This is a genomic window from Sporofaciens sp. JLR.KK001 (genome assembly GCF_036941055.1).
Taxonomy (GTDB): Bacteria; Bacillota; Clostridia; order Lachnospirales; family Lachnospiraceae; genus Sporofaciens.
This window is the reverse complement of the sequence record NZ_JAYMNO010000001.1, coordinates 2,565,594-2,578,960: the sequence shown is the minus strand read 5'-3', so window position 1 is coordinate 2,578,960 and position 13,367 is coordinate 2,565,594. Positions and strand designations below refer to the sequence as shown.

Annotated in this window: 14 protein-coding genes; 6 read left to right on the top strand and 8 right to left on the bottom strand. The window is 40.5% G+C overall.

Annotated elements, in window-relative coordinates; all coding sequences use genetic code 11:
- Window positions 1-282 precede the first annotated feature (282 nt).
- The 5 genes from VSQ62_RS13285 (at window position 283) to VSQ62_RS13265 (ending at window position 5,888) form a co-directional block, all read left to right on the top strand.
- Entirely contained in the window at window positions 283-1,620 is a 1,338-nt protein-coding gene (locus VSQ62_RS13285; RefSeq protein WP_334635361.1) for an AI-2E family transporter, read from the top strand.
- Between the two features lie 20 nt (window positions 1,621-1,640).
- Window positions 1,641-2,561, top strand: coding sequence for a homoserine O-acetyltransferase MetA (gene metA / locus VSQ62_RS13280; RefSeq protein WP_334635360.1), 921 nt, complete (start codon window positions 1,641-1,643; stop codon window positions 2,559-2,561).
- Between the two features lie 365 nt (window positions 2,562-2,926).
- Window positions 2,927-3,154 (top strand): hypothetical protein, encoded by a 228-nt coding sequence (locus VSQ62_RS13275; RefSeq protein WP_120397181.1) that lies wholly within the window; start codon window positions 2,927-2,929, stop codon window positions 3,152-3,154.
- Window positions 3,155-3,174: 20 nt separating this feature from the next.
- Window positions 3,175-4,893 (top strand): IS66 family transposase, encoded by a 1,719-nt coding sequence (locus tag VSQ62_RS13270; protein WP_334635359.1) that lies wholly within the window; start codon window positions 3,175-3,177, stop codon window positions 4,891-4,893.
- Window positions 4,894-5,081: 188 nt separating this feature from the next.
- The gene (locus tag VSQ62_RS13265) at window positions 5,082-5,888 is read left to right on the top strand and encodes a hypothetical protein (protein WP_334635358.1); all 807 of its coding nucleotides are present in this window, start codon (window positions 5,082-5,084) and stop codon (window positions 5,886-5,888) included.
- A 174-nt stretch (window positions 5,889-6,062) separates the two neighbouring features.
- Here the strand turns inward: VSQ62_RS13265 and VSQ62_RS13260 are convergent, their stop codons facing one another.
- The 4 genes from VSQ62_RS13260 to VSQ62_RS13245 form a co-directional block, all read right to left on the bottom strand.
- Window positions 6,063-6,362: a hypothetical protein gene (locus VSQ62_RS13260; RefSeq protein WP_334635357.1), complete on the bottom strand. Its 300-nt coding sequence runs from the start codon at window positions 6,360-6,362 to the stop codon at window positions 6,063-6,065.
- A gap of 249 nt (window positions 6,363-6,611) precedes the next feature.
- A complete protein-coding gene (locus VSQ62_RS13255; RefSeq protein ID WP_334635356.1) occupies window positions 6,612-7,118 on the bottom strand; it encodes a hypothetical protein in 507 nt (168 codons plus the stop codon).
- Window positions 7,118-7,354 carry a LytR/AlgR family response regulator transcription factor gene (locus VSQ62_RS13250; protein ID WP_334637656.1) on the bottom strand — a complete coding sequence of 79 codons (237 nt, stop codon included), beginning with the start codon at window positions 7,352-7,354 and terminating at the stop codon, window positions 7,118-7,120. The genes VSQ62_RS13255 and VSQ62_RS13250 overlap by 1 nt, the downstream gene beginning before the upstream one ends.
- A gap of 50 nt (window positions 7,355-7,404) precedes the next feature.
- Window positions 7,405-7,725, bottom strand: a complete 321-nt coding sequence (locus tag VSQ62_RS13245; RefSeq protein WP_334635355.1) for a LytR/AlgR family response regulator transcription factor — start codon at window positions 7,723-7,725, stop codon at window positions 7,405-7,407.
- A 299-nt stretch (window positions 7,726-8,024) separates the two neighbouring features.
- Between VSQ62_RS13245 and VSQ62_RS13240 the strand changes: the two genes are divergently transcribed.
- Window positions 8,025-9,497 (top strand): transposase, encoded by a 1,473-nt coding sequence (locus VSQ62_RS13240; protein ID WP_334635354.1) that lies wholly within the window; start codon window positions 8,025-8,027, stop codon window positions 9,495-9,497.
- Between the two features lie 1,156 nt (window positions 9,498-10,653).
- Here VSQ62_RS13240 and VSQ62_RS13235 read toward each other — a convergent pair.
- The 4 genes from VSQ62_RS13235 to VSQ62_RS13220 all read right to left on the bottom strand — a co-directional run bounded on the left by VSQ62_RS13235 (window position 10,654) and on the right by VSQ62_RS13220 (window position 13,282).
- Window positions 10,654-11,421 (bottom strand): hypothetical protein, encoded by a 768-nt coding sequence (locus VSQ62_RS13235; RefSeq protein WP_334635353.1) that lies wholly within the window; start codon window positions 11,419-11,421, stop codon window positions 10,654-10,656.
- Window positions 11,418-11,870 (bottom strand): hypothetical protein, encoded by a 453-nt coding sequence (locus VSQ62_RS13230; protein ID WP_334635352.1) that lies wholly within the window; start codon window positions 11,868-11,870, stop codon window positions 11,418-11,420. Before VSQ62_RS13230 ends, VSQ62_RS13235 begins: the two co-directional genes overlap by 4 nt.
- A 171-nt stretch (window positions 11,871-12,041) precedes the next feature.
- Window positions 12,042-12,545, bottom strand: coding sequence for a hypothetical protein (locus VSQ62_RS13225; RefSeq protein ID WP_334635351.1), 504 nt, complete (start codon window positions 12,543-12,545; stop codon window positions 12,042-12,044).
- A gap of 17 nt (window positions 12,546-12,562) precedes the next feature.
- Complete coding sequence (locus VSQ62_RS13220; protein ID WP_334635350.1) at window positions 12,563-13,282, bottom strand: hypothetical protein; 720 nt, start codon at window positions 13,280-13,282, stop codon at window positions 12,563-12,565.
- Window positions 13,283-13,367 lie beyond the last annotated feature (85 nt).

The following is a 13,367-nucleotide window of genomic DNA, read 5'->3' as shown; positions in this document are numbered from 1 at the left end:
ATACTATCATACAGTCAATCTGTGTATAATTTTTTCGGGAGATTAGGTTTCCTTACAAAAACAGTTAAGCTGTTAATATACCGCAATTGCTTATCTGTCATATAATTAATCACCTGCTTTCTAAAAAGAAAGATTGTTTCGAGTATCTGCTTTAATTATAACAATCAATCTAAAATGTGTCAAAGCCTTTGTTTCATAAAAACTCTTTCAAACTCAGATTGACGCTGGTTTATCCAGATAGTATAATAATTATATCTGTGTTATAAAGAAAGGTTGGATACAATGAGTAGAGAAGAACCCACGTTGGAGAATCCAGACGAGATAAAGGAGCCGGATAAGGAACATTATTTTAATCAGCCTAAGCTTGGGAAAGGCGGTCCCTCGAAGCTTCGGCAGCAATTCAGCAGAGGTATGACCTATTTCCTGGTGATTGCGGCCAGCCTTCTGTTTTATTTCGCATTGCTGCGCCTTACGAACCTGTCAGAAGTATTTCAGAAGGTTTTCGGAGTGTTAAAACCGGTTGTCTACGGCTGTGTTGTCGCATATCTGCTGAATCCGATCGTGAAGCAGGTGGACAGATATCTGGTTCCTGTTTTAAAGCAGAAGCTTAAGAAGCCGGGACAAGCGGAGAGTGTCTCGCGCGGTATTGGGATCTTAGCAGCAATCGTCTTATTGATCGTATTGATCGTCACTTTGTGCAATCTCCTGATTCCAGAACTGTATTCTAGTATCCGCAATCTGGTAATGACTCTGCCTAAACAGTTGAACGACCTGGTTTCCGAATTGAGCGAGGTACAATTAGACGACTCGACCACCAGTACATTGATCAAGACCGGCATGAAGGAAGGAACAGACATGCTGCTTGACTGGCTTCGGACAGACCTTATGGCACAGGCCAATGAACTGATGTCCAATCTGACGGTCGGCGTGCTGAATATCTTAAGCGAATTATTCAATGCAATCATCGGGCTGATCGTCTCCGTCTATATCCTGTTCAGCAAAGAGACCTTTGTACGCCAGTCAAAGAAATGTGTCTATGCACTGTTATCTGCAAGGCACGCGAACATGGTGCTCCACCTGACAACGAAGAGCAACGAGATCTTCGGCGGATTTATTATCGGCAAGATCATTGATTCCATCATTATCGGGGTTCTGTGCTTCGTTGGACTAACGCTGTTGAAGATGCCTTATGTTATGCTGGTCAGTGTGATCGTAGGCGTTACCAACGTCATTCCGTTCTTCGGACCATATATCGGAGCGGTTCCAAGCACAATACTCATCATGCTGGCGAATCCGATCCAGGGCGTGTATTTTGTTATATTTGTGCTGCTTCTGCAGCAGTTTGACGGTAATATACTTGGGCCAAAGATCCTGGGGAACTCCACGGGGCTGTCGGCTTTCTGGGTCATCGTCGCGATCCTCCTTGGAGGAGGGCTGTTTGGATTCGCAGGAATGGTCATGGGAGTTCCGACATTTGCGGTACTGTATTATATTGTCCAGATGGTGATCAACAACCGTCTGGAGCGCAAGAAGCTGCCGGCGCCTTCCGAATACTATGATACGATGAGTTATGTGAATGATGAAGGCGTGTACTATCATTCGCATGAATCAGATGAATAAGAGAAAGGAAACTATCTATTATGCCAATCAGAGTTCAGAATAATCTTCCGGTAAAAGAGATACTGGAACAAGAGAATATATTTGTTATGGATGAGCACCGGGCGACTCATCAGGATATCCGTCCCATCAAGATCGGCCTTCTTAACCTGATGCCGCTCAAAGAGGACACGGAGCTTCAGATCTTAAGGTCGCTGTCGAATACGCCTCTGCAGGTAGACGTGTCTTTCGTGACGGTGTCTACTCACGAATCGAAGAACACACCTACCAGCCATCTGAATCAGTTTTACCAGAAGTTCAGCGAGATCAGGAAGGAGAAGTTCGACGGATTCATCATCACCGGAGCTCCGGTAGAGCAGATGCCTTTTGATGAAGTTGATTATTGGGAAGAATTGAAGGAGATCATGGAGTGGAGCAAGACCCATGTAACTTCCACCCTGCATTTGTGCTGGGGCGCCCAGGCAGGAATCTACTATCATTACGGGATCGATAAGGTTCCGGTAGATCAGAAGGTATTCGGCGTATTCTGGCATAAGGTGATGAACCGCAAGATCCCTCTTGTCCGCGGGTTTGACGATGTATTCCTTGCTCCCCATTCCCGGCATACAGAAGTTCCGATGGAACGTATCCGTGCGGAGAAAAAGCTGATGGTACTTGCCGAATCCGATGAAGCGGGGCTCTTCCTTGCTATGGCAGAAGACGGCCGGCAGATCTTCGTTATGGGACACCCTGAGTATGACCGGGTGACATTGGACGGTGAGTATAAGCGGGATCTGTCAAAGGGACTGCCTATAGAACTGCCGAAGAATTACTATACTGGTGATAACCCGGCGAACAAACCACTGCTCACCTGGAGGGCTACGGCAAATAATCTGTATACGAATTGGCTCAATTATTATGTGTACCAGGCAACGCCGTATGATATGGTGGGGACGCCGTTTTAATCCAGTATTTTCAAGGGGTTCGGCGTTTTCGTTACTTTTCACACCCACGCCAGTAATAGGCTTTTTAGAAAGTGTTGGTAAATGTGCTGAAATTGAAAAAATTTTTATCCACAGTAAATGATACGTTTGAGGACAAAATGTTAATAATATTTTGTCCTCAGGTATTTCTTGTGGATAACATTTTCTCTTTTCTGTTTTTCGTCTTAAAATCCCCTTCTCACATCTTTTTCTGCGTGGTTTGATATCCATTTGTCTTGAAAAATCAACGATTTATCCCTGGCAAAATGACGAATACCAGATTTCCTTCATTCGCTTTTTTTCCAGATTTCTGCTATACTTTTTTTATTACAAGTGCGGAGGCAGCAATGAGTAAAGAAACATCACTTATAAAAAAATATGAATTACAGATCTCTAAATTGGAGAATGCTCTTAAAGAAGCAGAAAATGTAATCCGAATCCAGGAAAAATGCATTCGGACTTCGGAAGAGCTTCTTGAACAGAAAGAAGAATATATTTCCATGCTGACATTACAACTGGAAGAGACAATAGAATTAAGCAGAACGATGGCACAGGTATTAGATTCCCGCCCCTAATTCATCAAAGGAGAGTACAGATGAATCCATTTGAATATACAAGTGCATTACAGTACAAAGTGAAATCACTGGCACAGCAGATCGCCGAATTTAAATCCGGCGAGAGATACCGGAAATTAGAAGAAGAATATAAGAGTATTATTCGGAAACTTGAAAAAAATATCCGGGAATTAAAACAAGAATTAGCACAGGCACGTAAGGAGATCCGGTCTGTCCGGAAGCAATGGATGGAAGCAAATGATGATCTTTACCACGAATGTCAGAAAGAACTTGACAGGAAAGACCGTCTCATTGCAAAGCTCAAAAAAGAGAATCTGGAAGTTGTTCGCCAGAGAGATGAAGCATTAGATAAATACCGTGATATGAGACGGGAATTCTACCGGGTAGGGGCGGAACTAGAAGAAGAAAAAGGCCTGAACCAAAAACTGACTGCGCAGGTCAATATGGATTTTGAGAATTCATCCATCCCCTCTTCCCAGCAGAAACCCGGCAGGAAAAAAATCCCGAACAGCCGGGTAAAAACTGACCGGAAACCAGGCGGACAGCCAGGCCATGCCGGACACCGCAGGAAGCTCCATGCCGTAACAGAGACACATGAAATCCCTGCGCCTGCAAAATACCTGGATAAAGAGAATTATTATGAGACAGGAAAAATCATTCGGAAACAGAAAGTGGTCATCCAGATGTCTGTAGCGGTCATGGAATATACGACAAAGGAATACCGTGACAAAAGAACCGGAGCCCGTGTACATGCTCCATTTCCAGAAGGATATATTAATGAAGTGAACTATGACGGGACGGTGAAGGCACTTGCCTTTCTCCTGAGCAATGAATGCAACGTATCCCATGGAAAAATAAGAAAGCTAATCTCAGAATTGACAAAAGGCGAGATCGAACTGTCCGACGGCATGATCAATGGTCTTACCAGGGAATTTTCAGCGAAAACAGCGGAAGAGAAAAAAGAGATTATAAAGAAACTAATGCAGTCTCCGGTCATGAATGCAGATTTTACAAACGCATCTGTAAATGGGCACAGTGCGCAGGTCCTTATACTTGCATCCCCGATCGCAGATGTGGCACTTTATATAGGCAGGGAGAAAAAAGGGCATAAAGGAATAGAAGGAACGCCGCTTGAGAATTATGTTGGGATTGTCTTGCATGACCATGACAAGACATTTTACCGTTATGGAACAAAACATCAGGAGTGTACCCAGCATGACTGCCGCTATCTGATCGGAAGCGAGCAGAATGAGCCGCAGCTGGAATGGAACAAGGAGATGCACGGATTGTTCCAGGAGATGCTGCATTACCGAAATGGGTTGGGGGAGAAAGAACTTGATCCGATAATTGTTGAGGGATTCGAGAAAAGGTATGACGAAATCCTGAACAAGGCGGAGAAAGAATATCAGGATGAGCCGCCGACTGAGTATTATAGGGAAGGGTATAATCTATTTCTCCGGTTAAGGGAATATAAAGAAAGTGAATTATTGTTCCTGCATGATAAACGGGTTCCAGCCAATAATTCCCTATGTGAAAGATTGGCAAGAGTCTATAAACGAAAACAGAAGCAGGCAATTACTCTGCGGAGCCAAGAAAGTTTAAACGATATTTGTAATGGCTTAAGCATAGTCTATTTGTTACGCGCACAAAATGTAGATGTATATCAGAAGATAACAGAAATATATGAACGGAAACGCCCGCCCAAACTAAAACAGGAAAAGGTTGTTGCTAAAGCTTAACGCCAAAGCAGCAACCTTTTCTTTATTATACAGATGGCGTGGGTGTGAAAAGTAACGACTAAACGGAGGAAGGAAGAAACTTAACGGGAATCTTATTGTAAAGATAGGCATTTTTTTGTATAATTAAAGTGTAGCAGAATAATTTTATGTATTGGTTTCTACTGCAAAAGAGATTGTGAGGTGATATTTTGGATATAAAGGAGCAGGAACATCAACAAGATTTAGAAAAAATAAGATCATTTAGATATATGGACGATGATTTTATGACAGTCTGTCTTGAAGATAACTATGAGGGTGTGGAATTGATACTTCAAATTGTTTTACAGCGTTCGGATATAAAAGTTACATCAATCAGAACACAGGAAGTAATGAAAAATTTGAAGGGACGTTCTGCAATATTGGACGTTCGCGCGGTTGATAGTACCACTAAAGAATATGATATAGAAATTCAGAGAAAAGACGCAGGAGCAGGTGCAAAGAGGGCAAGACATAACAGCAGTCTTTTGGATGCACATATATTAAGAGCAGGAGAAGATACCAATATAATGCCTGACAGCTATGTTATTTTTATTACAGAAAATGACGTTATGGGAAAAAATAAAGCTATATATCACATACAAAGGTATGTGGAAATCGACGTGGAAAAGGAATTATTTGGTGACGGATCACATATCGTATATGTAAATGGTAAATATAGGGGCAATGATGAAATCGGAAAGTTAATGCACGATTTTTCATGTACCAATCCGAACGATATGAATTATGAGGCACTTGCAAAAAGAGCAAGATATTTCAAAGAAAATGAGAAAGGAATTGCGGCTATGTGTAAAATCATGGAAGATATGAGAAATGAAGCTGAGTTAAAAGGTGTAAAAAAGACGGCTATGCGTATGATTCGAGCAGGAAAGATGCCGCTGGAAGATATAGCTGATTACACAGAACTACCCCTTGATATAATTGAAGAATTAAAAAAACAAATAATGCAAATGGCATAATCAAAAATTTAAAGCATTAAAAAAGTAGCGTGAAAAGACGCATGGAACAATAAGTTGTAAACCATGCGTCTTTTTTTCGCCTAAAAGGAGGAAGATGAGTGAAAACATTCAGGCCACACCACATTTTAGCTATTGACATTTCTTAGCTGGACTTTCATACATGCCGTAATCGCATTATCCATTTGCCAGGATCACACACAAATCCATATCCTCCACAGGACAATCAACTGAGAACTGGATGTCATATCTGACCCCAATGCCATTTGACTTCGCATAATTCATCTTTTCATTCAAAAAAATATCTATGACCGGATTTCCAGTTTCAACCCCAATCAGCAGATGATCCGAAGCTTTGTGCAGATTCTCAAAATATATCTCTGCCTCTTCATATTTCTTTTCATGGATCAAACCAGACAAAACCAAAAGATGGTTATCAATATCATGCTGAAATCTACGGTATTTTTCATTTCTCATTTTGGCTTCCTCTAAATAGACTGATTGCTCTTTCATCTGGTCTTCAAGTCTTTTTTGATCTGCCTCCTACATAGATAATATCACAATCCTGCCCGCCAGTCTTAATATGATGAAAAAAATAGCACATGCGCCCAAAATCCAGATCAGCGCCCATAGATTCGACCGTTTTGCCAAGAACAAATCATTTACATCAGAAATCATCCACATATCCAGACTCAGACCGCTACGAATGGCCCATACGATAAATACTCATGGAAAAAGCAATACATACAGATAATGAGAAATCCTTTGCCGTCCTGTATACGAATAGGTTGTAGATACGTAATTCAATGTCATAACCAGCAGCACAGTCAATATGCCTGACACCAGCACCTGAATGGCAATCGCCATGCAGGAATCTGCCTTCCATCCTGAAAGAAAGCGCATGAAAACGGTCTGAAAACCTTCCATAAAAGTGAAAAGTGTCAAAATGATCATCGCCGGAGCAATCGTATCTGACCATTTCCTTTTTAAGCAAAAAACGGAAAAACCAACTATAATCCCTGCATGCAGCAACAATCTCAAAACACCGGGACTTTGATGAAACATTACAAAAAATGTAAGAAAATCACTGAACAGCACATAACGAATCAAAAACCTTTTTACACGGATTCCCGTAAAATTTTGTATAAAATGGAATTCTGCAAAATAAAGGCAGCCATTGATTCCTAACCACCACAGATAGAACCCAATAGAAAGAATTTTTGCAGACTCCATTATATCACCTCATTTTTAAAGAAATTCAGCAATCTCTGCATGAATTCTGTCTGTTTCCGCCTTGATATGAATATCCTCCCTCCATTTGTCAAAATTGCCACTCCTTTTTCCTGCCCGGCAACGAGGCTCATATTCACTACATAGCTTCTGTGACACCGGAAAAAGCGTTCATCCAACATGTTTTCCAACGTATCAAGAGTGCCCAGATAATCATATGTGCCATGCACCGTATGGATTCGGACCTGATGGTTAAATACTTCGCAATAATAAATATCACGGATAAAAATTACCTGTGTTTTTCATTTTTTATGATTGTCAATGCCTGAATATCCACCTTCTCTGTCTGGTTAACCGCTCTGTCCAGTGCCTGGAAAAGACGCTCCTCCGTAACAGGCTTCACTAAATAATGTACCGCATTGACATCAAACGCCTCCACCGCATGTTCCCTGTAAGATGTGATAAAAATAACCCGGCTTCTGTCTGAAATCTGTCTTGCCACTTCAAGCCCGTGAATTCCCGGAAGCATCAGATCTAATAGAACAATATCAAACTTTTTTTCTTTTAATAATTTCTCACCCGATGTAAAAGTCTTTATACTTACAGGCAATGATTTACTGTTTATATATTTTCTACTTTTTTTCGCAGGTCCTCCAAAATATAGCCTGAGCGGTCTCGGAAACTCTTTGAGCCCGAATTTCCGCTCTTTTTTCATGTTCTTCTTTTTTGCTTTCCTCCATATCCCGGAAAACATTTTTGTTAAATTTTCAAAAAAGTATTGACATATAAGTCAAAATGTGCGGCGCGTTTGGTGACCATATACGCCAGTCACCAAACGCGCCCCTTGTAGTTAAGAAGCGTCTGTGCCACACGCACAGCATTAAACTAAACTACTAGGAGGTGCACTTTATGATCAAGTACTGGCAGTCCATGCAAGATTACAAGTACTTTCTCAACGAATCCAAAGTCCATTTCGATTCCTCTGAAAGAGTCCGGCTCCATACGGAGCTTTGGAAACCATGGCAGAAACTCCGCCTTTTCGATACCGATAAGGCCATGGAGTTCCTTCTGCCCTTTTACTCCAACACTGGCAGGCCCGCTAAGAACCAGCCACAAATCTTAAGGTCTTTTATCCTTTTCTTTCTTCTATTTTCAGAAGGTTTGGCCAAGCTATCCCTTACCCTTTGGGTCGACAGGCTCAAACATGACCGCCTCCTTGCCGCTCTCATCGGCTGCACTACGGATTCCCTGCCGCCCCTCGGTTCTTATTTTGACTTCATGGACAGGCTCTGGACTGCACCGCCAACGGACTTATATACGCGGGACAAACTGCTTCCGGCTTCCTGGAACAGCAAAAGGCCAGATAAGCCCAAAGGCAAAAAACAGAAAGCACAGGAGGCAAAGCCCAAAATCACAGAATCTATCGAAAAACGGCTCATGAGCGGGAAGGATATCCCTTTTAACTTTGAAGGGCGGCTGCAGCGCTTCTTCTATCACGTGGCTGTCCTGCCTTCCATGGAATCCGGTCTCATACCAAGGGAACACCTTACGGTTTCCGGAGACGGCACCGCCGTGCATACCCATGCCTGCCCACGCGGGCACCACAGGGTTGGCGCACCGGAAAACCTGCGGCATTTCCCCGACCCCGATGCTTCCTGGGGCTGGGACAGCGACCTGGAAAAATATTACTTCGGCTACACTTTGTTCCAATTATCCTGCTATAACAGTGAACTCAGGACAGATCTCCCCCTGCTTCTGCGTTTTACCAGCGCAAAGCGTCATGATTCGGTCAATTTCCTTGTCGCTTTCCATGAACTGGAAAAACATATGCCGGCTGTTTCCACCTCGAATATGTGCCTGGATTCTGCAATGGACAATTACCCCACCTACCGGATCCTTAAAAGCAGGGGAATACGGGCCTTCATCGACCTGAACGACAAATGCGGCCGGCCAAAAACAATTCCTGATACCATCACCATTGACAAAGATGGAACGCCCTTATGTCAGGAAAAACTGCGCATGAAGCCTAACGGTTATGACAGATCCAGCGGTTACCTCATGTGGCGCTGCCCCTATGGGAAAGATCACTGTTCCAAATGTAAAAACTCCTGCACCGATTCCAAATATGGGAGAGTCGTCAAAACCCGGCCCGAATGGGATATCCGGCTTTACACCGACGTCCCCCGCGGCACAGATGCTTATAAGAAGATTTATAATCAACGCACCGCCACGGAACGTATCAACAACCGCATCCTCAATGATTACGGACTGCACCGTATGTTCATACACACAAAGGAGCATTATTCTTTCATGACAACCATGATTGGAATCTGCATCCATCTGGATGCCCGCTATAAACAGCAGGTGCAGGCAGTGGCATAAACCAAGTTTCCTGCTTCTGGATTCTTTCAGGCCTGTTTTCCGACAGGTTTTAAAGTCATGCACATTTTTATTCTTTATGCTCTCTGGACTGCTCAAGCCCCATAATCATCCATCCCTTATCCCTCTCATTTCTGAAACTCAACCCTTTCCTGCTTATTCTCTATTGAGTTTCCGAGAGTGCTCAGCCTTCATCCTCGCATATAGCGACTGCCATCATTTCACATCTCTCCCTTGTAATTCTATTAATATATCGGTAAACACCCTAAAATATTTACAAATGCTACGCAAAAGGTTCCTCTTACTGCGTAAAAGGTAAACTGCCACAATTTTAAGGAATATTTCTTGTTTACAATTGATAATTTTGACAGCAAAAAATGCATTTTTACGGACAATGGGTAAAAATCCTAATAAAAAATAATATGATTTATGTGTCAAAAGGTACGTCCTTTTTGAACGATAACTATTCTTTGAAAAATGGGAAATATATGGCTTATCTCCACATATCTTCCGTTTCATCAGTTCCCCTAATTTAATTGTCCTTCAAAAATCCGCATTCTTTGATTCAGTTGTAATAATCTTTATTCCCCCTTTTTTCCCATAAAAAAACATCTGGTAGAAACCAGACGCATTTTACCTATGTCATCTATATAACCCCACTTCTAGGAATTTTCTCCTGCATACCAAACATATGTTGTATATCATAAAATAATCTTAATAAATGTAGATTATAATAAATATCATTCCATATGTCTATACCCCTTTTTAATCATTATGCTATCTTTTCTCATCCTAAATACTAAATCAGATTATAAAAACACCAACAAATACTATCTACAAGTTTTCTCCCCACATAAGATTAAGAGATTTAGAGAAAACTCTCAAATCTCTTAATCTTGATTTATCGGGAAATACACAGATTATCACTCCACGTTCTTAGCTTGGATTTTTGTTAGCAAAAAAACTCTTTCTCTGTACACAAATGCTTGCGTAGCATTACGCCTGCCTTGCTATATAGCTTACGAATGTCGTTTCCCATGAGCATTAACTCCTGAAATCCGTTATACGCGATTGTTCTGCTACCATAATCAACTGATTTCGTATCTGTTACCTAGAATAATTCTGTGTTATTCCCCAATATATTTCTGTTTACCCGCTGCTATAAAAGGTCTAAAAGATCTTCCGAACATTTCTTTGCCATACTTGTAACCAGTCGCTCTCTTGCAGCATTGCAGTATAATTCCATATTTTTCTTGGATTCCTCAGAAATACTCTCAAAAAAAGAAACATTTAACGGATATTTGTTTTCAATACTACCTGTGCTAACAGTATTCTCCGTATAACTGAGCAAGAAATTAAGCTCATCACTCCATTGGGCAGCCTGCCCTGCATGACCGATCCTCTTCCATGCATTGATCAATGTCTGAGTTCCAGAAACAAAATTAAATCTCTCCCGAAGTCCTTTTTCCTGCCCTTGCATACAATCGTAAGGATTTCCTATGGTTCTGTCTCCTGGTTTGAAATGCGCCAATGCTTGCAATTCAAGGGTACTTGTATTATATGGATTAATTTGTTTCACATTGATCTTTTCTTCAAAATACTTACCATGTTCATCCACACCTTTTGCAACCAAAACAGGAGCATCATCCGTAGACTCGGCAGCATGAAAAAACTTATACCCACAATTGCCTATACTATGATAAACAGAAATTGAGTTACCATCTTTTAAAGCGTATTTACCTGGTATTTTATTCACATCGTCCCAACTGATTCCTATTTCAACGGGGGTTTGCTCAATATAAACCGCATTACCAGATATGCTAGTTTTGAATACATCACTCGAACTATTTTTCCTGTTTCTATTCGATGCTTGGTATTTTGATTGATCCATTACCGAGGAATAATTTCTAAAAGAAGTATTTATCATTTAAAATGTTCCTCCGTAAGATTAAACGTATAATCCAAGTTCCATATTTTGGGCGTTCCATTCGTCGAATTAAAAATAGCTTTCAATTTGTAAACTCCAGGATTGTATATTGTCTGAGATTTATAATACATCTTCCAGCCTATAGCATAAGTGTTAGAAGAATTCATTATTCCATCTGTCTTATACGCAATCAATTTTGTTCCATTCAAAGTTACACTTCCTGGTCCGGTTCCCATTTCTTCAATAACAAATTTTATGCATCTTTCTGTTTTATCATAATACCAACCTGGCAATACCCTAAGACTTGTAATTGGCGGTGCCGCAACCCTAAGCTCAGATCGAGGTTCTGCACTATTAGGAGTCTCTGCAGCAACCGACGTTACAGACATTCCCATTAACATAGTTAACATTAATAACAAGCTTATTATTCTTTTCATTTTGATTACCATAGATATAGCCTTCCTTTCTGCGAAATCTAATAAAACTTTTCATTCTTTGTAATTTCATAATATTAATTTCTTGAGACTAATGAATTAATGTCTGTATTGGTGTTACCAATAAAATAACAGAGCAAAATGCAAACATATTGTTTTTCTATCTGCTACCTTTCTGTTTCAAACTTAACTTCTAATCTGTCCTAAGATTCTCAAGTAATTTGAATAATCCTTAAGATACAATGACTCTTTTTGATCTACTGTAGTAACATTCTTAACCTGCTCAAATAATGCTTCATAATAATCATATCCACGTGATGATGAAGACCATCCTGTAGCGGGTTTCATCTTCGTATCACCTGAATCTTTCTGTAGTAATCCCTGCGGGTTTCCTATATTCTCAGATCTGATATCTATCGGTGCGAACCCATAATATATGTCTCGTGCTGTAGCTTTAGAGAGTACGCCTAGCTTCACTAACTCACCTAAGAAGTCAATATTCTTCTCATTTGACATATCTGATGAATTGTATTTCTCTTTCAATCGATCAATCTCTGTCTCTGAGATTGTTCCTCCCTTCTCTCCTTCCACCCAGGACTGACTCTTCTCTACAAAATATGATGGTTTGCACTTCACATCATTTGCAGTGACCATGTAAATATTGATTCCATTAATGCTCTCAATTGTCAATTTAATTCCCCCTAATGTTAATTCGGTGTATTAAAGGCTAACATCGCACTAAAGTTTTCATCTGCATATTTATGCGTGGATTTACCATAATATCTCACGCTTCCTTTAAAAGAAGTATTATAATATTTTAGCGGATCTGTTCTAAAAAATGAGTTATATGTGTATGTATATCTTTGATACGGATTATGTGGTTCTGGTACATTAGCAGTTGTCTCTTCACCACCATCTATTGATAACTTCCATGTAAGCGGTCTATAAAAATCAAATCGGAAATTAACTTTTATTTGCCATCCCAGAATATCAAATCCACTTGCAACTATCTCTCTGTACATTTTTTGTGTTTGTTCTACATTATAAGCAGCAAATAAATTGCTAGCTGTTTGTGAAGTTACTCCTCTTATATAATCCGTCAAAATTCCCTCTTCTTTTGTTGCGACCTTTCGGACTATGGGGTATGCATACATATAATAAAATTCTATCCTTTCAAAAGGATCTCCTGCCTGTTTTGTATTTATTGCTTCCTCTGCAATCATTTGTTCAACAGAGGTATTGATATCTTCCACAGGGATAAAGCCGAGATTCTCTTTGTTCACATTTACCGGCTCAATTTCTTCAAAATCTGCTGCTGAGATTTCATAAACTGCACTTTCTTCCATCTCTTTTGCCTCAACATTTAGCCCAAAGCTTAATAACGCCACTGCTGATAATAACATAGATGTAAATCTTCTTATTTTCATATTAACCTATTCCTCCTCCTACTACTTTTGGTACTGTAAACTTTATATGCTCAAAATCGACTCCCCCAGTAAATTCAATGGTTAC

Coding starts and splice junctions, on each gene's coding strand:
- VSQ62_RS13285 (WP_334635361.1), top strand. CDS start 283: ATGAGTAGAGAAGAACCCACGTTGGAGAATCCAGACGAGATAAAGGAG.
- metA (WP_334635360.1), top strand. CDS start 1,641: ATGCCAATCAGAGTTCAGAATAATCTTCCGGTAAAAGAGATACTGGAA.
- VSQ62_RS13275 (WP_120397181.1), top strand. CDS start 2,927: ATGAGTAAAGAAACATCACTTATAAAAAAATATGAATTACAGATCTCT.
- VSQ62_RS13270 (WP_334635359.1), top strand. CDS start 3,175: ATGAATCCATTTGAATATACAAGTGCATTACAGTACAAAGTGAAATCA.
- VSQ62_RS13260 (WP_334635357.1), bottom strand. CDS start 6,362: ATGAGAAATGAAAAATACCGTAGATTTCAGCATGATATTGATAACCAT.
- VSQ62_RS13255 (WP_334635356.1), bottom strand. CDS start 7,118: ATGGAGTCTGCAAAAATTCTTTCTATTGGGTTCTATCTGTGGTGGTTA.
- VSQ62_RS13240 (WP_334635354.1), top strand. CDS start 8,025: ATGATCAAGTACTGGCAGTCCATGCAAGATTACAAGTACTTTCTCAAC.
- VSQ62_RS13235 (WP_334635353.1), bottom strand. CDS start 11,421: ATGATAAATACTTCTTTTAGAAATTATTCCTCGGTAATGGATCAATCA.
- VSQ62_RS13230 (WP_334635352.1), bottom strand. CDS start 11,870: ATGGTAATCAAAATGAAAAGAATAATAAGCTTGTTATTAATGTTAACT.
- VSQ62_RS13220 (WP_334635350.1), bottom strand. CDS start 13,282: ATGAAAATAAGAAGATTTACATCTATGTTATTATCAGCAGTGGCGTTA.